Here is an 18,325-nt window from a genome sequence, read left to right on the forward strand (position 1 = left end):
CTGACCGTAGGCGGGGCCACCCGATCCGCTCGCCCCGGATCAACCCGCCGATCCGCTCGTCGTCGAGCCCCAGGTCGAAGATGATGTCCAGGAGTTCGTCGAGCAGGGCCTGGCGGTCCTCTCCGGACTTCCCGCGCTCGGTCAGCGCGTCGCGCATCTTCTGCTCGGCCGTACAGCAGCGTGGGCGAGTCGTGCTCCATCGCTTGCGCAAGCAGGAACTCGTCGAGCTCCTTGAGCTCCAGCGTCGACAGCGGGTGCCAACCCAGGTACTGCGCGGCCAGCCGCAGGTGCTCGGTGCGGGTCTTCGCCCGCCGGCCGTAGGACCGCAGCTCGACGGGGTCGATACCCAACTGGTCGGCCAGCCGGGCCACCGCTACCGGCGGTGCGGTAGACACCTTGTCCGGCACGAATCCCAGCCACGGCAGCGTGCACAGCGCCACCGCAAGGCCCAGTCGGTCCGCCGGACCTCGGCCCCGACCCGGGTCCACGAAGGCGACGTCCGCAGGGGTGAGGGTGAAGAACCGGAACAGCTCGTCCCGGCCGATCTCCGGGAAGCCCCGCAGGCGCTCCAACTCCTCGTCCGCGAACACCTGCGCCACCCACGCCTCCAGCCAGCACCCCGAAGATCCCCAGCTCAGAAGCTTACTCAGGCATATCCGCCCGAAATTTCCTGAGTACTACGGGGACCCCATCAGGCCTCGCCGATCAGCTCGAACGCGGCGCATGTGCGGCCGCCGAAGCGGTCGGCGTGCTCGCGGGCCGCTTCCTCCAGGAAGCTCCGGGCGTGCTGCTCGGCCGGCTCGTCGCTCAGCGCCTCCAGGTAGGTGCGGTGCGCCGCCAGCGACGCCACCGCCCGGTCCAGGGTGTCGGTGATGTCCACGGCGTGCGTCGGGTAAGGCGAACCGGCCACCGCGACCCAGCGCACCCCCGCCCACGGTTCGTAGCCGTGATCGACGAGATCCGGGAAGATCCAGCGGTTCCCGGCGTCCGCCACCGCGTCCAGCGCCGCCCGGCCCACCGCCCGGTGGTCGGCGCTGTTCCAGCTGCCCGGCCCCCAGCTGTCGTGGTGGTTGAGCGTGATCACCAGCCCCGGCCGGTGCTCGCGGATGGCGCTGCGCCAGGTCCCGGCGCAGCGCCAGGCCGTACTCGATCACGCCGTCGCGGTGGTCGAGGAACTCCACCGAATGCACGCCCACCTCGGCGGCGCCGGCGATCTGCTCGGCTTCGCGCAGCGGCGCCGCCTGCTCCGGGGCGACCCCGTCGATGCCCGCCTCGCCGCGCGTCACCAGCAGGTAGGAGACCTCCCGGCCGCTCGCGGTCCAGGCGGCCACCGCGCCCGCGCAGCCGTACTCGAGGTCGTCGGGGTGCGCGACGATGGCCAGCGCGCGCTGCCAGTCCTGCGGCATGGGCCTGAGTTCGCCGGTCATCTCGTTGTCCTCCCAAAGTTCCGGTGGCGCTAGTTCATTCTGCTGTTGCGCAGATCCGGCGGCCACGCAATTTCCGGTATTTCGCGGGAAAAGCAACCGGTCGGCGCTATTCCGGGAAATTCGCGTTGTGGCACATCTACGCCAGGAGACCGTGCGGCGCTGGTGGGGGCAATACGTTCGAGGGCACCGTGATCCGGTTCGTTTAGGAGGTCCGCAGATGAACCTGCCCCGAACGATAAGACCCGTCGTCGGTTTGCTCATCGCATTCCTGGTCGCACTCGTCGTCCCGGCCGCGGCCGGCGCGGCGGTCCCGGAGAACGTCCGGGTCGTCACCTACGACGCCAGCCAGGCGGCCGAATTCCGCGATGCAGTGGACGCCGGTGCGCAGGTCTGGAACGAGAACGTGCAGAACGTCCGGCTGGAACCGGCCTCCGGCGGCGCCGCCGACGTGGTGGTGCTCGCCGACGACGGCTGGCCGCGCGCCGAGGTGATCGGGCTCGGCAAGGGCCGGGTCTGGATGGGGCGCCAGGCCGTGAACGAGGGTCACGACACCATCCGCATCGCGGCGCACGAGCTCGGGCACATCCTCGGCCTGCCGGACGACCGGACCGGGCTGTGCGAGGACCTGATGTCGGGCGCCAGCGCCGGGCCGGACTGCGACAACCCCAAGCCGAACCCGGACGAGATCGCCGAGGTCGAGCGGAACTTCGCCGGTGGCGTGCTGATCGCGCCGCAGGTGTTCCGCGAGGACGTGCTCGCCACCCGGTGAGTGCGCGGGTGGCGGCGGTCCGCGCCCCGATGCGCCGCCACCCACTTCATTTCCGCTGGTCACCAGCCGTGAGCACTTTGTGCCGCTATAACAGCACAAAGTGCTCACGGGTCGTGACTCACCGGTTCGGAGCAATCGCCGCCGGGAACCGCTTCCGCCGTGCTGCCGTCAAAGTCCGCGAATCCCGCTTGAACGGTGCGGGAGAATACTAGGCTTGGTGATCATCTACTGGTCACTCCGCGGCAGCGGTGAGCAGCGAGGCGGGCGAGTTCATGCGCGACGAGCCAGGGCATGGCGACCGGCGGGCGGACACCGGGGAGCCGGTCGACGCGGTCGTCGGCGTACCCGAACCAGCGGCACCGGAGGCGGACCAGGCGCCGGAACCGGTTGAGCCGCTTGCGGAATCCGCCGAGCCGTTACCCGAGCCGGACCCGCTCACGCCGCTGACCGAGGCTGTTGCGGCGCTCACCGAGCAGGTTCGCGAGCACCACGAGCGAGCCGCCGCCCGCGAGCGCGTCATCGACAAGCTGCACGGCGAGGTGGAGCGGCTGCGCGCCGGGGAGCAGAACCTCGTGCTGCGCCCGATCACCACGGACCTGCAGAACCTTCGCAAGGACCTGCTGCACCAGGCCCGCACGCTGCCTGCGGAGCTTGGCCGGCAACAGGTCGCGGACCTCCTCGAATCCTTTGCGCTGAGCGCGGAACAGGCCCTGGAACGCTGCGGCAGCGCGCCGATCCGGCCCGAGATCGGCGCCGAGTTCTCGGCGCGCGAGCATCGCGCCATCAAGGTCCTCCCGGCCGACGACCCCGGCCGGCACGAGCGGATCGCCGCCGTCGTCTCCGACGGATACCTGGACACCACGACCGATCGCGTGACCGTCCCCGCGCGGGTGCACGTGTACCGCTGGAGCGCCGAAACCGCGCCCGCCACCGAGAACGACCCGCGAGCAGAGGGGATGAGCGCAGATGTCTGACAGCGACCTGAAGGTGTTCGGCATCGACCTGGGCACCACCTACTCGGCCATCTCGTACGTCGACGAGACCGGCCGCCCGACCGTCTGCCGCAACACCGACAGCAGCGAGACCACGCCCTCGGTGGTGTTCTTCGAGAACGCGTCCAACGTGGTCGTCGGTTCGGTGGCCAAGAACTCCGCGATCATCGACCCGGACCGGGTGGTGTCGCTGATCAAGCGGCAGATGGGCAGCGATGCCGAGTTCGAGTTCGACGGCACCACCTACACGCCGGAATCGATCTCAGCGCTGATCCTCAAGCAGCTCGCCCAGGACGCGGCCGCGCACACCGGCGGCGAGGCGAGCCGCGCCGTGATCACCGTGCCCGCCTACTTCGGCATGCTGGAGCGCAGCGCGACCAAGAACGCCGGGCAGATCGCCGGGCTGGACGTGATCGGCATCGTGCCCGAGCCGGTGGCCGCGGCGCTGCACTACGAGGCGACCACCGACGCCGAGGACAAGACGATCCTCGTCTACGACCTCGGTGGCGGCACCTTCGACACCACGGTGATCCGGGTGTCGAAGGACGAGATCGTGGTGGTCTGCACCGACGGCGACGACCACCTCGGCGGCGCGGACTGGGACCTGCGGCTGCGCAACCACCTGCTGGCGAAGTTCCTGGAGCAGGCGCCGGAAGGCACCGAGGTCGAGGACGACGAGGAGTTCCTGCAGTCGCTGGCGACCACCGCCGAGGACACCAAGAAGCAGCTCTCCAAGGCGGAATCCCGGGCGGTGGCGCTGCGCGGCGCCGGCGTCAGCGCGCGCGTCGAGGTGACCCGCGCGCAGTTCGAGGCCGAAACCCAGGACCTGCTGGACAAGACCGTCGACATCCTCAAGCGCACCCTGGCGACGCTGCAGGAGAAGCAGCCCGGCGCGCAGATCGACGACGTGCTGCTGGTCGGCGGGTCGACGAAGATGCCGGCGGTCGCCGAGCGGCTGCGCGCGGACTTCGGCTGGGAGCCGAAGCTGCACGACCCGGACCTGGCGGTGGCCAAGGGCGCCGCGCTGTACGCGCTGGGCCGCGTGGTGCACCGCGAGATGACCGACGCCGCCGGGCAGGGTGCCACCGGCGTCGCCGAGGCCGTGCAGAACGTGGCTCAGCAGACCGGTATTTCGGTCAAGGCGCTGGAGAACCTCGCCGCCAAGAAGACCCGCAACGTGCTGCCCAAGGCCTTCGGCGTGAAGCTGGTGGACACCAGCGACCCGGACTGGCACCAGAAGCCGACGCAGCACTTCGTCAAGCACCTCGTGCACGCCAACGACTCGCTGCCCACCGCGGAGCGGGTCCTGGAGGCGGCCACCGTCGAAGAGGGCCAGACCGGGGTGATGATCGAGCTGTTCGAGCAGTCCGGCGTGGTCGCCGGGCCGGACCTCGCCGAGAACAAGCCGATCAACGAGGGCAAGGGCCTCATCGACGGGCTGCCGCCGCTGCCGGTCGGATCGCCGGTGAACATCCGGATGACCGTCGACGACGAGGGCCTGCTGGAGCTGACCGCCACCGAACCGTCCACCGGGCAATCCCTGGACATCAAGGTCCGGGTGAGCGTCCGCAGCGACGAGGAGGTCGCGGAGGCCAAGAAGGTGGTCGCCGGGATCACGGTCTCCGGCTGAAGTGCCTGTTTCCAGGCTCGTTCTGCATAGCGGTGCGGGTGGCGGAACCTCAGGGGTCTTCTCGCTGTGGGATCCCCGACATCATGAATGCCAATTCACCACGTCGGGGCTGTCTTCGCGAGAAGACCCCTGAGAACCTGCGGCGGTGCAAGTTGCGTAGGTGGGCTAAGCGGCTGCGCCGCTTCAAAGACAAAGATCGACCAGAGGTCAGAGACGGGCTCCGATGCAACCCTTCGATCCCAAGGTCTACGAGCGCGAGGTGGTCCGGCCGCTGCGGGGGCGCAGCGGCCGATTACCCGACGACCTGCTGACCAGGTACGCGGTCGAGCCGGGCTTCTCGGACGCGGAGCTGGCGCAGCGGCTCACCCAGATCCGCTCGCACTGGAACAAGAGCGCCCAGTCCACCGCGAAGTCCAGCTTCACCACCAGCGTCTACAAGGCCTTCCTGCGCGAGGACGAGGAGCTGCGGCGCGCGCCCGGCAACGAGATGTCCAGCATGTCCTGGTGGCGCAGCCGCAACGACGCCAGGGCCGGCGCCAGCCAGGCGCAGGTCGACGAACTCGTCGTGATGCTGAAGGCGAACTTCGGCGAACTCGGCCTGATCACGCCCGGCCAGCTGGAGGCGATGCGCGAGACGTTCGGCCAGCTGGCGCCCGCCGAGGTCGACCGGGCCCTGACCAAGGCCGGGGTGCGGACCGCGCCGCCGACGGAACTGCCGAAGACCAGCGGGCTGCCCGACACCCTCTTCCGCCGCCTGAAAGCACTGCTGGGCGATGCCGAGATCACCGGGATTCCCGAGCTCCTGCACGGAAAGCTCGACAGCTACAAGCTCCTGGCTGACTTCGAGAGCAGCCCGCCCAAACCCGCCGGACTCACCGCCAAAGCCGTTCAGCAGGCGATCGAGCGGGAGAACCGGCGCTCCGGCAACCAGCCCGCCCGCGAAGCGCTCGGCCTGCTCAACACCGCCGCGGGTAAGGAAGGCGCAGACCTCCGGCTGCTCGCGCTCTACCACCTGCTCGACGACGTGCGACGGCTCCGTGAGAACGGCGCACCGGCCGGCGCGCTGCTGCGGGTGCTCGGCCGCAGCAGCCTGGACGCGGACGAAGCACGGCTGGCGGTGATCAGCGTGCTCAGCGAAACCGGCTCCGCCGCGCCAGCGGTCACCGGCCTGCAGAAGGTCACCGAACTCCTCGCCGCCGGAAACCTCATCGCCGCCCAGCAAACCCTGGCCGCGATCACTGACACCGACGAGGCCGCGGCCGCGAAAGCGGCCGTCGACCGGCACGCGCAGCAGGTGCGGGACCTCCGCGAAGCGGCGGACCGCGCGCTGCGCAGCGGAGCCGAAGCCGAAGCCAGGCGCCAGCTCGGCGAAGCCGCGCGGCTCGCCGCCGACGACGACGCGATAGCGGCGGAGCTGCGGCGTATCCCGCTGAGCCCGGTCGACGCCGTGACGGCGCAGCCGGAAGGCGTCGGGGTGCGGGTGTCGTGGCGGGCGAAGCCCGACCACGACGACGCCACCCGGTACCGGGTGGTGCGGCGAGCCGGGCGGACGCCCGGCGACGCCGACGACGGCGACGTGGTCGCCGAAGGCGCGGAGACGGTGGTCGTGGACGCCGCCGTGGCGGCGGGCGGGAGCGTCGGGTACGCGGTTTTCGCCGCCGGGGCGGGCGGTGCGTGGTCGCGGCCCGCCGGGGCGGTGGTCGACGTCGTGCCTCCCGTGCACAAGGCCCGGCTGGCCGTTCGCACCGGGGCGGTCGAGGGCAGTTGGGTCGTCCACCGGGACGTCGTCGGCGTCGACGTGCGGCGGCGCCGGGACGGGGAATCCGACGACGTCGTCGTTCCCGCCAACGGCAGCACCGCCTTTCGCGACTCCACTGTGGACGTCGACGGCGACTACACCTACCTGCTGACCGCTCGCTACCGCCGCCCGGACGGCAGCGAGGTCGCCGCCGAGACCGTGCCGGTGCGGCACACCGCCCGGGTGGCCGCGACGCTGCCGCCGGTCACCTCGCTCGATGCGCGCCGCTTCGGCCGCGAGCTGGTGCTGTCCTGGGTGTGGCCGGGCGGCGTCCGGATGGCCGAGGTGACCTGGGCTGATCCGGCGGCCGACGCGGAGGCCGGGCGGGTGCGGCTGACCCGGCAGCAGTACCAGGCCGGCGGCGGCTGCCGGATCGACGCCGGACCGGGCGACGTGCGCGTGCAGGTGTCCGCGATCGCGTCCGCCGACAACGGCGAAAGCCGGTCCGACCCCGTCGCGCTGGTGCTGCCCGGGGCGCCACCGCAGGTCAGCTACCGGATCGAACGGCAGAACCGGCTCTTCGGCACGAGCACCGCGCGCATCGTGGTGACCGCCGACCAGCCCGTCCCGCACTGCACGGTGCTGGTGGTCGTCGCGCCCGGGCGCGTCATGCCGCTCAAGCCCGACGACGGCCAGGTCGTGCACCGCGACGTCCACGACCTCGGCGATCCGCTGGAGCTGACCGTCGAGCTGCCGCGCCGCAAGCCCTACTGGCTGCGGTGCTTCGTCAACGCCCCCGGCGTCCAGCTGATCGACCCGCCGATCTCCCAGCTGAAGGTGTCCTGATGCCCATCCCCGACGCGACGCCGAAACAGTGCCGATTACCACGGAAGCCGGCACAGATCCACGGTTCCGCTGGTCATGGGGCCGTGCGTACTTTGTGTCGCTATAGCAGCACAAAGTACGCACGGCCCGCGCACCGCCGGGACACTGCTCCGAAGCCTGGGAGGGGCTGCTGATGGCCAAGGTCGCTTGTCCCTACTGCTACCACCGGTTCCCCGCGGGCAGCCTGCGGTTCCAGTGCACTGGCCGGCCCGCGCCCGGCCGCGAGAAGTGCCGCAAGGCCGTCGACGCCGAGCGGCAGCGGCTCACCGGCTACGCGCCCGCGTCCTGGCCGACCTTCGCGCCCGCACAGTCGCGGTTCGGGCGCACGCCGCGCAGGGCACCATGCCCGGACTGCGGCACGGTCAGCGGCATCCGCGCATGCCCGGTGTGCCACACGCCGCTGCCCGCCAACTTCGCCGAGGGCCGCAGCCCGCTGATCGGGGTGGTGGGCGGCAAGGACGCCGGGAAGACCGTCTACACCACGGTGTTGGTGCACGAGCTGCGGAACAACATCCGGCGCCGCTTCGGCGCCGACATCTCCTTCGCAGGCGAGCAGGCCGGGGTCGGCACCGCGCAGTGGCTGGCGGACTACGAGCACGCCCTGTTCGACGACCGGTCGCTGTTCGAGTCGACCGCCGGTTCCGCCGATGGCATCCGCGTCCCGCTCGTCATGCAGTGGCGGCAGCCGCGCGTCCAGTTCGGCCGCGAGGTGCACAACACCACGACGCTGTCGTTCTACGACGCCGCCGGCGAGGACATGACGACTCAGGAATTCGTCAACAGCCAGGCGTACCTGACCGCCGCGGACGGGCTGATCGTGCTGCTCGACCCGTTCCAGCTGCCGGGCGCGGCGGACCGGATCGCGGTGCCCGACGCCAGCCGCCAGGGGACCGAGCCGCCGATCAACGTGCTCACCCGGGTCACCGAGATGCTGCGCACCAGCGTCGGGCTCAGCGACCGCAGGAAGGTCGAGACCCCGATCGCCGTGGTGTTCTCCAAGATCGACGCGTTCTTCGGGATGCTCGGCGAGAACCACCCGCTGCTCCGGCCGCCGGCCACCGGCCCGCAGTACGACGAGGCGGGCGGCCAGGACACCGACGAGCACCTGCGGGCGCTGCTGGCCGACCTTGGTGCCGACGACATCGACGGGCACCTGCGCGCTCACTACCAGACGTTCCGCTATTTCGCGGTTTCCTCGCTCGGCGCGGAACCGGACTATGGCCGCAAGCAGATCGACCCGGCCGGGGTCCGGCCGTTCCGCGTGGACGAACCACTGCTGTGGCTGCTCAGCCACTTCCGGATCATCGAACGGAGCCGAGGATGAGCGGGCGCGAGTTCCAGTCGCTGTACTACACCGACTGCCGGCCGGGCCAGGGCCTGCGCGGCGGCGCGGGCTTCCAGTTCCAGGCCGTCTCGCCGGGCACCACGGACGAGATGATGACCGCGGTGCAGCGCTCGGCGCTCTACGAGGCCCCGGTGGGCTGGATGCGCGAGAAGCGCGAGGTCTCGCAGTACCCGCCGTCGCTGGTGCACGTGCACGACGGCGTCTACGCGACGGCCCGCGGGATCTACCTGGGCGCCGAGACCGGTGGGGTGCGGGAGGGCAACCAGTTCACCCACGCGCTGGCCACCGCCGATCCGCACCTGTACGGGCCGATCCGGCCCGCGCAGCTGTGGGCCGCGCCGTGGTGGGTCGAGGAGCCCGCGGAGAGCACCGAATGCGCGGCGGTGTCGGCGGAACCCGAGGCAGGGCCGCTGGGCGTCGAGGCGTTGCGGGACTGGGTGCTGAGCCGGCAGGACGGCGAATCCTGGCTGCTCGCAGTGCATTCCGCGATGGACCGGCTGCACGGCGAGGACGCGTCGCGGGTGGTGTTCGTCAGCGAGGACGCCGAGACCGCGGTGCGCTGGATCGCGGCCGGAACGCTCCTGCTGCCCCAGGAGCGGGCGCTGCGGGTGGGTTTCCGGGTGTTCGCCACCAACCCGCAGTACAGCCGCCACGAGGTGCTGGCGGTGCACCCGGACTGGGCCGGGTCGCTGGCCGATCCGGACCGCAACTCCGACTACGTGGTGTTCAACCTGGTCACCGGGGAACGCCGGAAGGACGAGCCGACCGCCGCCGCCCGGCACTGGGTGCCGCGCTTCCTCGGCGCCGACCCCTACGACGTGGTCGACGCCATCGAGCTGTCGCACCAGTTCGCCCGCAACCGCGACGACCGGCGGCCGGGCACGGCGGAGCGGCTGGCCGCCGGGGTGCTGATGCTCGACGAGGCCGTGTCCGGGCAGGATTCCGCGATGGCGCTGGCGGATTGGCTGGTGTCCCCGCCACCGGTGTCCACATCGGACGTCATCGAACCGGTGCTGGACGCGGTGTTGGCCTCCTCGCCCGCGCTGCCGGTGCTGGCGAAGCTGGCCGAGGCGAACGCGGCGCAGGCCGGCCGGGTGCGGATCGCGTTGCTGCGCGGCGAGATCGACGAGATCGTGCGCGGCACCCCGGCCGATTCCCGGGCCCCGCTGTCGCCGCGGCCGTGGAGCCCGGACGAGGTGGAGGAGGCCTGCATCCTGGTCGAGGCGGCCGCCGGCGCCGTCGCCCCGGAGCGGATGGACCTGCTGCTGCGGACCGCGACCAGGTTCGGCGTGCGGCCCCGAGTGGGCCGGTTCGCCGGGGCTGCCGGGCGGTTCGTCGAGTGGTGGGCGGAGCACCCGCACGCGGGCGTCGACCCGGCGCGCTGGACGTGCGGGCCGGAGCTGATCGACCTGCTGCGCGACGTGCTGGCCCGCCGCCTGGCGGGCCTCGGCGCCGCCGAGGTCGCCGAGGCGATCGACGCCCGCTGGTGGCGGCTGCTGGCGCCGACGATCAGCGATCCGTTCATGCCGCTGGACGCGGCGGTCGCCGCCGCCGCGGTGGCCTCCGGCGGCTCGGTGCGGCAGGAGACCACCGCCCGGTTCCGCGAGCAGCTGCGCGCGCCGGACCGGCCGGGCACCGGCGAAGCGGTGTGGGAGGCGCTGTACCGGAACTCCGCGCCCACCATGGCCGAACTCAAGGACTTCCTCACCGCGCTGCCGTCGACGGCCGTCTCGGATTCCCTGGCGCAGCGGGCGTTCACGGTGCTGGAGAAGTCCAAGGTGTCCGGCCGCTACCTGGACGTCCTGCGGATGCTGGGACATCACCTCGGCGACCGGGACGACCTGCGCAAGCTGTGGGAGGGCGACGGCCGGCTGCGGTCCTGGCTGAGCAACTTCGCCCGCAAGGGCGCCGAAGCCGATGCCGTGACGCTGAAGGACATCTCGGAGTCGGTGTTCACCGCCCGTGCGGACCAGATCATCGCCGTGCTGCTCGACATGGACCTGCCGGCCGCGCTCGACGTGACCGTGCGCGGCGGCGACCAGCTCCAGCAGATGCTGGTGCACGCGCTGCCCGCGGTGTGGAGCGACGAGCAGGCCGCGCAGTCGCGGCGCGACCACGCGGTCGTGCTGGCGTTCCTGACGGGCTGGGAGGACGCCGCCTCGGAGCAGGTGCGGACGGCGTTCGACAAGGCCTTGGAGCGCTGGGCGGGCCAGCACAAGCCGACCGACTACCGGCGGGTCAGCAAGGTGCTGCGTGGTGTGGCGGCCGAGTACGCCGCGGGCTGGCACGACTGGCTGAAGGAGTTCGCGCAGCAGAAGCCCAAACCGGCCCGCACCCGCGAGTTCGCGCGCCGGTTGTTCGGCAGACGGGAGAAGTAATGCCCTATGTGATCGGGGCCCTCCTGGTGCTGTGCCTCGGCTTGTGGCTGGCCACGGTGGTGATCGGGATCCTGGCCTGGCTGTTCCCGCTGTTCGTGGTGTTCGGCAGCTCGTGGGCGTTCGTCTCGACGTGCCTGGTGCTGGCGGGGCGCGGCACCGCGCAGGCGCAGCTGGTGACGCCGAACGACGTGGTCAACGGCACCGCCGGGCTGCGCAAGCCCAAGGGGCCGTTCCCGCACGACTGGGCCTGGCCGGGCTACCTCGCCGCGCAGTGGCGCCGCGACCTCGTCGCGGCCTGGCACAACGGCTTCGGCTTCATCGTGCGCGGCTGGCAGTGGGGCTTCAGCTACGGCACCGGCAGCAAGCTCCGCTTCGCGAGCATCGGCCTGACCGTCCTGATCTGGTCGGGCGTCACGCTGGGCTCCCTGCTCGGCGCGGCGGAAGTGCTGGTGATCGGGGCCGTCGTGCTCGGCATCGGCTGGCTCGGCCGGGGTTCGCTGGTCGGGCTGCTGCGCGGCTACGACTTCGTCGTGCGGCGGCTGCGGAAGGCCAGCGGCAGCTGCCCGGTCTGCTACCACGTGATGGCCGTTCCCGCGTACCGCTGCGACGGCTGCCAGGTGGTGCACCACGACATCCGGCCCGGCGCGCTGGGCGCGGCTTCGCGCACCTGCGGGTGCGGCGCGAAGCTGCCGACGACCGTGCTGCGGGCGTCCAAGCGGCTGGAGGCGTTGTGCCAGCGCTGCGACCGGCCGCTGCGGGGCGGATCGGGCGCGGTCACCGACATCCGGGTGCCGGTGTTCGGGCCGGTGTCGGCGGGCAAGACGCGGCTCGTGCACGCGGGCCTGGTCACCCTGCGGGACCGGGCCGCCGCCGAAGGCGTCGTGCTCGACTTCGTCGACGGCGCCAGCAAACAGGCCTTCGAACACGGCGAGCAGCTGATCACCACCGGTAGCGACACCACGAAGACGCCGGCCGGGCAGCTGCCCGCGGCGATCACGGTGCGGTTCACCCGCGGCGGCTCGGCGAAGGCCCGCGACCAGGCGCTGGTGCACCTCTTCGACGCGGCCGGCGAGTTCTACCTCGACCGGGACGACAACAGCGAGCTGGAGTTCCTCGACCACGCCGGGGGACTGGTGCTGGTGGTCGACCCGTTCGCCATCGGCTGGGTGCGCGACCAGCTCGGCGGCGCGCTGGAATCCCGCCTGGCGCAAGCACATCCGGCCAGCGGCGACCCCGATCAGGTCTACCAGGTGACGGCCCGGCGGCTGCGCGATTTCGGGGTGCAGACCGAGCGCCGGGCCCTGGCGGTCACGGTGGTCAAGGCGGACCTGCTGACCGACCTGCCGTGGGCCGCGGACCTGTGCGCCGGGGCGGTGCGGGAGTGGCTGAACACCGCGGGCCTGGACAACCTGGTGCTGGCCGCGGAGCGGGACTTCGCCGAGGTGCGCTACTTCGTGGTGTCCTCGGTGACCGGGACCAGGCCGGGACACCGGCTCACCCCGGCGGCGCCCTTCCGCTGGCTGATGGGCCGCGGCGGCTTCGCCCTCGGCCGCGACGAGAAGCCGACCACGGAGGCCGTATGACCATCCGACCCCCGGCGAACTACCGGGCGTACCGCTGGCTGCTGATCGCGGTCCTCGCGATCGGGATGGTGCTCATGATCCTGAGTTCGGCGGTCAGCTGCACCGACTTCACGACCGTGGTGTCCGGCAATGACTGACGGCCTGGTGCTCGGCATCGACCTGGGCACCACCTACTCCGCCGTCGCGTCCATCGTGGACGGTGAGGTCGAGGTGGTGCGCAACCGGCTCGGCGAGCTCACCACGCCGTCGGTGGTGCACTTCGCGTCCGCCGACACGGCCGTGGTCGGGGCGGCGGCGCGGGAGAACCTCGACCCGGAGAACACCGTCGAGCTGATCAAGCGCCGGATGGGCACCGAGTTCGAGCTGCTGTTCCACGGCGCGCGGCACACGCCGGAATCGGTGTCGGCGCTGATCCTGCGCAGCCTCGTCGACGACGCCGTCGCCCGCTTCGGTCCACATGGGACTGTCCGCGCGGTGATCACGGTTCCGGCGTACTTCGGGATCCGGGAGCGCGAAGCCACCTTGCAGGCGGCGCGGCTGGCCGGCATCGACGTGCTGGAGGTGCTGAGCGAACCGGTCGCGGCCGCGCTGCACTACTCCGCCCAGGCGGCGCCCGGCTCCGCGCTCGTCTACGACCTCGGCGGCGGCACCTTCGACACGACCGTGCTGCGGGTCGCCGACGACGGGGTGCACGTGGTGGCCACCGACGGCGACAGCAGGCTCGGCGGTGCCGACTGGAACGAGCGCATCGCCGAGCACCTGGCGGCGGAGTTCGCTCGTGAACACCCGGACGCGGACCCGGACGACGAGGAGTTCCGGCAACAGCTCCAGGACGTCACCGAGCACCTCAAACGCCAGCTGAGCACGGTCACCAGCCGCCGGGTGAAGCTCCGCTGCGGCGGCGACGCGGCGAGCTTCCAGATCGACCGGGCGACGCTGGAGGGCTTCGGCGCGGACCTGGTGCAGCGCACCCTGCTGATCGTTGACCGGGTGCTGGCCGCTGCGGCGGCGAAGGGCGTGTCGCGGATCGACGACGTGCTGCTGGTCGGCGGCGCCACGAAGGCACCGATGATTCGCGCCGCGCTGCAAGCACATCTCGGCCGGGCGCCGAAGATCGTCGATCCCGATCTGGCCGTCGTGTCAGGGGCCGCGGTGCGCGCGCACCGGCTCGCCACGGCGCAGGCCGGCGCGTCGGCGGTGGTGGTGCCGCGCAGCTTCGGCGTGCTGGTCGAGGACAGTCACGACGAAGCGCTGCGGAGCTTCGTCGAACACCTCGTGCACCGCAACGATCCGCTGCCCGCCACCGCTACGGCCCGGTTCGCCACCATCGTGAACCGGCAGCGGTCGGTCCGCATCCAGGTGTTCGAGCAGGCAGGCGACGTGCCTTCGGCGGAGGTCGAGCACAACCGCCGGGTGCTGGACGGCGAGTTCGGCGGGCTGCCGCCGCTGCCTGCCGGATCGGTGATCGAGCTGACGTTGCGCGTCAGCGCGGACGGCCTGCTCGCGGTGACCGCGCGGGAGCCGCTCGGCGGCGCGGCGCTGGAGCTGGAGGCCTATGTGGACGGTGTGGTGGACGGCGCGGCGACCGAGCGGCTGGCCGAGACGATCGCCGGGCTGACCGTGCGGTGTTGAGTTCGGGGGAGCGATGAGTTCGTGGGTTCGCCGGGACTTCGGCGGAATCGGGTTGACGCAGTCGCCGCCGGGCGCCTACCTGCCCAGGCTGCAGGAGCGGTACGGCGGGCACGTCCTGCTGTGCATCGACGTGAGCGCATCGATGCAGGGGCAACGGCTGGAGCAGGCCATCGCAGGCGGCGAGCGGTTCCTCGCCGAAGCCGACGGCGCGCACTACAAGTGCGGGCTGGTGCTCTGGTCCGATGCCGTGCAGCAGTACGTGCCGCCGGAGGCCCGGCTGGACGACGTGATTTCCGCGCTCCGGGAGGCGAAGGCGTGGCGCGGCACCCTGTTGTCGCACGCGCTGCGGCTCGGCATCGAGGTGCTGCCGAAGTACCCGGGCGACCGCGTGATCTGCATCTTCAGCGACGGGGCGCTGGGAGATCACGCGAAGGCTCGTGAGCTGGCGCGGAAGGCCTGCGCGATGGGCATCCGCATCGTCGTCCGCGGCCTCGGGCCCACCGCCGCGGATTCGCTCGCGGAGCTGGCCTGCCCCGGGATTCCGGACGCCGACCAGCGGATCGACGACGCAGCGGGTGTCGCGGCGGGCATCGCCTCGATGGCCACCGGCCTGTCGGCACGTCGCGGCCGGTGAGCGGTGCGCGTTCTGGCACGAGCTGATGACCGGCACCCTGGGTTACCGGCGGTTCGGCGCCTTCGGCGGCGGAGGAGTTGCGCGCCTTCTTCCGTCCACTGAGGACGCAGGGCTGACCCGGTGGTCCCGCGGCCGCCGGTCGCGGGACCACCGAGCACCTGCCGCGTCCGGTTCGAATTGCCGGAATTGAATTCCCGTGCGCCAAAAGTCCGACTTGCGTATCCCGGTCGGTGAGATTGCGGATTGTGAATAACGTGATCTGTTACACCGTTGGTGTATGTCTGGTCACGTTGTGATAACGATGGGGCAGGTGGGGAGGATACTCGTATTGGCGGATGCTGCGCACAACCATCGAAGCGAAACAAGACGACGGTCGTTCGCGGCTCATTGGTGCACCGGATGTCGGGAGGTCGGCGATGGTCGCGGCGCTGAAAGCGCACGCAGCGTGGTTGGTCAACGCACTGGGGGTGAACCGGAACCCGTTGCGCAGGCCCATCGATCGGCTCGCGGCGGGCATCTCGGTACTGCTGCTCATGGTCGCCCTGATCGCGATCCCCGCGTCGGGCTTGTTCGGCGCGTCCCTGCACGCCGACCTCACACAGCGTGCGACGACGGCGGCGGAGACCACGCGGCCGGTGGAAGCGGTGCTGACCACCCGCCCCGCACTCAGCGTCCCGGTCTCCGAGACCTACAGCCAGGACGCCCTGAGCTCGACCGCAGTCGTCGAGTGGCGCGCCGGGCTGGGCCGGACGCAGAACGCGACGGTCCAGGTCCCGGCCGACAGCTCGCCGGGCGACACCGTGACGGTGTGGGTCGACCAGGCGGGCAACCGGGTACCGGCCCCGGCCGACGGAGGAGCGATCACGGCGTCGGCGATCTTCGCCGCCCTGCTGGTGCTGCTGGTGATCGAGCTGGCCTGCATCGCCCTGATCGCGGGAACCCAGCACCTGGCCCGCCGCATGTGCATGCGAGCCTGGGAACGCGAATGGGCATTCCTCCAACACGGCGGAACCTGGTCCCAGCGCTGAACTCCCGCGTCCCCGCCCCCGGTGGCTTCCGGTCGCTGGATCAGGTGTTGTGGGGCGCGCCCTCCTCGGGTTGCCGGTAGGACCCCGCGTGTGAGCAACGGCCCGGCAGCAGGTCGGGCCGGGCGGCACGTGACGGGAGTTCGAGATGCCGGATGTCCGTTGGACCGATGACCTGCTGGACCGGATGCGCGGTGCCGGTGACCCGGGAGCCGACGACGCCATCGCCGAGGTTTACGCGGCGGGGCAGGCGGAACCGGTCAGACAGGCGCTGCTCGGGTTCGGCCGGAACGAGCAGGCGATACCCGACGGCCTGCCGCCGAAGCTGCGGGACTACTTCGACCGGTCCTCGGTGCTGCCGGACTGGGCGGATCCGGCCCGGATGGAGCGCGGCAACGATCTGCTGGGCCGCTACGAGCCGCACGTGCTCTCGACTTTGCTGTGCGGATCGCTCCCGCTCTGCTACGCCTGTGCCAACGGCGTGCAGGTCCTGCACCGGTCGCAGCGGCTCACCGGGCAGGTCTACCGGCGACTGGTGGAGACCTCGCAGTTCGTGGTCGACGTGCTCGACGAAGGCGGGCTCGGCGCCGACGGCCGGGGCGTGCGATCCGCGCAGAAGATCCGCCTGCTGCACGCGACCATGCGCTACCACGTCTCCAGCCTGGGTGATTGGGACAACAACGGTGGCATCCCGATCAACCAGGAAGACCTCGCCGGGACGTTGCTGAGCTTCGCCGTCGTGATCCCGCTCGGCCTGCAGCGGCTGGGCGTGGAACTGCCCGCCCGAGACCGGGACGACTTCTTCCACATCTGGCGCGTCATCGGCCACGTCCTGGGCGTCGACGAGCGGCTCAACCCGTCCGACTTCGATTCCGCGGTGGTGCTCAAGGACCGGATCCTCGAGCGGCAGCAGGCCCCTTCTGAAGCCGGGAGGGAAATGACCAAGGCCCTGCTGGACTTCATCCGCGAAGTGCTCCCGGGCCCGGCCTTCGCCGGCGTGGGGCCGAGCCTGATGCGCCACCTGGCCGGTGACCGGACCGCCGACATCCTCGCGGTGCCGCCCGCGGACTGGACGTCCCTGGGGATCCAGCTGCAGTCCGGCCTGAGCTTCGGCTACGGCAAGACCGGCGACAAGGTGCCATTGGCCGGAAAGCTCGCCAGCGAGTTCGGTCGGGTGGCGCTCAAGGAAGGGCTGCGTATGACGAACAAGGGCCGACGCTACGAATGGCAGGTCCCCACAGGCCTGACGGAACCTTCCTGACCGCTGGCCTGAGCGTCTTGGATTGCCATGGAGCCTGTTTCCAGGTCGTTCTGCGTGGCGGTGCGAGTGGCGGCCCTTGCGGGAGTTGCTGCGGCTTTCTCGCTGTGGGATCCCCGACCTCATTAATGCCAATTCACCACGTTGGGGCTGTCCTCGCTGGGAGAACCCCGGAGGGGTGGGCACCGTGAACGCGCGGCGGTGCGAGTTGCGTGGGTGGGCTAAGTGGCTTGGCCGCTTCAGAGACAACGACCCGCCCTACCGAACTCCCCAATTCGCGGACGGCCTGTTCGCCTCGGTAGGTGAGGTGAACGGGCCGTTCGCTCGTTCCTTTTGACGGCGCCCCGCAGGCTTGTGGTTGCCGGTGTGTCAGTTCGGTTTGGGGGCTACCGCTGCGTGGTAGGGGGCGAGCATCTTGGCCAGCCAGGCTTCGCCGATCGGCGTGTCCAGGTCGATCTGCAGCTCCGGTTCTTCGCCGTCCAGGCCGTCCGCTCCGCAGCGGTCGCCGAACAGCACCAGGGCCGGATTCCCGGTGTCCCGCTTTGACGGCCAGATCAGCCCGTCCGCCCACTCCGCCTGCGTCCGGATCCACGCCGCCCAGTCGCGGGTGCGCTCGTAGGCATCCTTGCCCTCGGTGTCGACGAGCCAGGAATCCTGCGCCACCGCGGCCAGATCCGGCCCGGTCAGCAGGCTGACCAGGGTCAGCTCGCGGGCGGTGCGGACGGCGCTGAGCCGTCGCTCGGCGATCTGCGCCCGGCGGATCAGCCGCTGCCCGTTGTAGCCGAAGCCCAGGTTGCGCAGCAGGACCTCCGCCAGCGCCGTCGTCACGTGCAATCCGGCGTAGTAGCTGGGGAACGGGTCCTCCGACGTGCCGTCGAACCGGCCGCCCGGCGCGTTGCCGGCCTGGGCGGGCTTGAACTCGGCCGCATGCCGCGTGCGGTCGTGCAGCCGGAACAGCGTGGTGTCGGCGGGCAGCACGTACCGGGTCGGGGTGGCCTCGAACTCCAGCGGTGGGGTGGCCATCGGCAT

The 18,325-nt window shown here is 71.2% G+C and carries 14 protein-coding genes and 1 pseudogene; 12 read left to right on the forward strand and 3 right to left on the reverse strand.

Annotated elements, in window-relative coordinates:
- Both BLW84_RS36750 and BLW84_RS36755 read right to left on the reverse strand, forming a co-directional pair.
- The coding region (locus BLW84_RS36750) for a DUF4158 domain-containing protein (RefSeq protein WP_218157619.1) at positions 1-599 on the reverse strand (599 nt) is incomplete at its 3' end.
- A 92-nt stretch (positions 600-691) separates the two neighbouring features.
- Positions 692-1,427 (reverse strand): annotated as a pseudogene (locus BLW84_RS36755) (PIG-L deacetylase family protein).
- A 217-nt stretch (positions 1,428-1,644) separates the two neighbouring features.
- Between BLW84_RS36755 and BLW84_RS36760 the strand changes: the two are divergent.
- The 12 genes from BLW84_RS36760 (at position 1,645) to BLW84_RS36810 (ending at position 17,299) form a co-directional block, all read left to right on the forward strand.
- Positions 1,645-2,196: a snapalysin family zinc-dependent metalloprotease gene (locus BLW84_RS36760; protein ID WP_093275363.1), complete on the forward strand. Its 552-nt coding sequence runs from the start codon at positions 1,645-1,647 to the stop codon at positions 2,194-2,196.
- Positions 2,197-2,444: 248 nt separating this feature from the next.
- A complete protein-coding gene (gene grpE, locus BLW84_RS36765; RefSeq protein WP_245761644.1) occupies positions 2,445-3,170 on the forward strand; it encodes a nucleotide exchange factor GrpE in 726 nt (241 codons plus the stop codon).
- Positions 3,163-4,818, forward strand: coding sequence for an Hsp70 family protein (locus BLW84_RS36770; RefSeq protein ID WP_093275365.1), 1,656 nt, complete (start codon positions 3,163-3,165; stop codon positions 4,816-4,818). Before grpE ends, BLW84_RS36770 begins: the two co-directional genes overlap by 8 nt.
- A 223-nt stretch (positions 4,819-5,041) precedes the next feature.
- Positions 5,042-7,402 (forward strand): SaeA-related protein, encoded by a 2,361-nt coding sequence (locus tag BLW84_RS36775; protein WP_093275367.1) that lies wholly within the window; start codon positions 5,042-5,044, stop codon positions 7,400-7,402.
- Between the two features lie 172 nt (positions 7,403-7,574).
- Positions 7,575-8,765 carry a zinc ribbon domain-containing protein gene (locus tag BLW84_RS36780; protein ID WP_093275369.1) on the forward strand — a complete coding sequence of 397 codons (1,191 nt, stop codon included), beginning with the start codon at positions 7,575-7,577 and terminating at the stop codon, positions 8,763-8,765.
- Positions 8,762-11,164: a GTPase-associated protein 1-related protein gene (locus tag BLW84_RS36785; RefSeq protein ID WP_093275372.1), complete on the forward strand. Its 2,403-nt coding sequence runs from the start codon at positions 8,762-8,764 to the stop codon at positions 11,162-11,164. Before BLW84_RS36780 ends, BLW84_RS36785 begins: the two co-directional genes overlap by 4 nt.
- Positions 11,164-12,747, forward strand: a complete 1,584-nt coding sequence (locus tag BLW84_RS36790; protein ID WP_093275373.1) for a TRAFAC clade GTPase domain-containing protein — start codon at positions 11,164-11,166, stop codon at positions 12,745-12,747. Before BLW84_RS36785 ends, BLW84_RS36790 begins: the two co-directional genes overlap by 1 nt.
- Positions 12,744-12,884 carry a hypothetical protein gene (locus tag BLW84_RS47985; protein ID WP_177226886.1) on the forward strand — a complete coding sequence of 47 codons (141 nt, stop codon included), beginning with the start codon at positions 12,744-12,746 and terminating at the stop codon, positions 12,882-12,884. Before BLW84_RS36790 ends, BLW84_RS47985 begins: the two co-directional genes overlap by 4 nt.
- Complete coding sequence (locus BLW84_RS36795) at positions 12,877-14,379, forward strand: Hsp70 family protein (RefSeq protein ID WP_093275376.1); 1,503 nt, start codon at positions 12,877-12,879, stop codon at positions 14,377-14,379. Before BLW84_RS47985 ends, BLW84_RS36795 begins: the two co-directional genes overlap by 8 nt.
- 13 nt (positions 14,380-14,392) lie before the next feature.
- Positions 14,393-15,013, forward strand: a complete 621-nt coding sequence (locus BLW84_RS36800) for a vWA domain-containing protein (protein ID WP_093275378.1) — start codon at positions 14,393-14,395, stop codon at positions 15,011-15,013.
- Positions 15,014-15,429: 416 nt separating this feature from the next.
- Positions 15,430-16,041: an Rv1733c family protein gene (locus BLW84_RS36805; RefSeq protein WP_093275380.1), complete on the forward strand. Its 612-nt coding sequence runs from the start codon at positions 15,430-15,432 to the stop codon at positions 16,039-16,041.
- A gap of 145 nt (positions 16,042-16,186) precedes the next feature.
- Complete coding sequence (locus tag BLW84_RS36810; protein ID WP_093275382.1) at positions 16,187-17,299, forward strand: oxygenase MpaB family protein; 1,113 nt, start codon at positions 16,187-16,189, stop codon at positions 17,297-17,299.
- A 366-nt stretch (positions 17,300-17,665) separates the two neighbouring features.
- Here BLW84_RS36810 and BLW84_RS36815 read toward each other — a convergent pair whose 3' ends face one another.
- The gene (locus tag BLW84_RS36815; protein WP_177226887.1) at positions 17,666-18,319 is read right to left on the reverse strand and encodes an RES family NAD+ phosphorylase; all 654 of its coding nucleotides are present in this window, start codon (positions 18,317-18,319) and stop codon (positions 17,666-17,668) included.
- Between the last annotated feature and the right edge of the window lie 6 nt (positions 18,320-18,325).

It is taken from the genome of Saccharopolyspora shandongensis (assembly GCF_900106995.1).
GTDB classification, from domain to species: Bacteria; Actinomycetota; Actinomycetes; order Mycobacteriales; family Pseudonocardiaceae; genus Saccharopolyspora; species Saccharopolyspora shandongensis.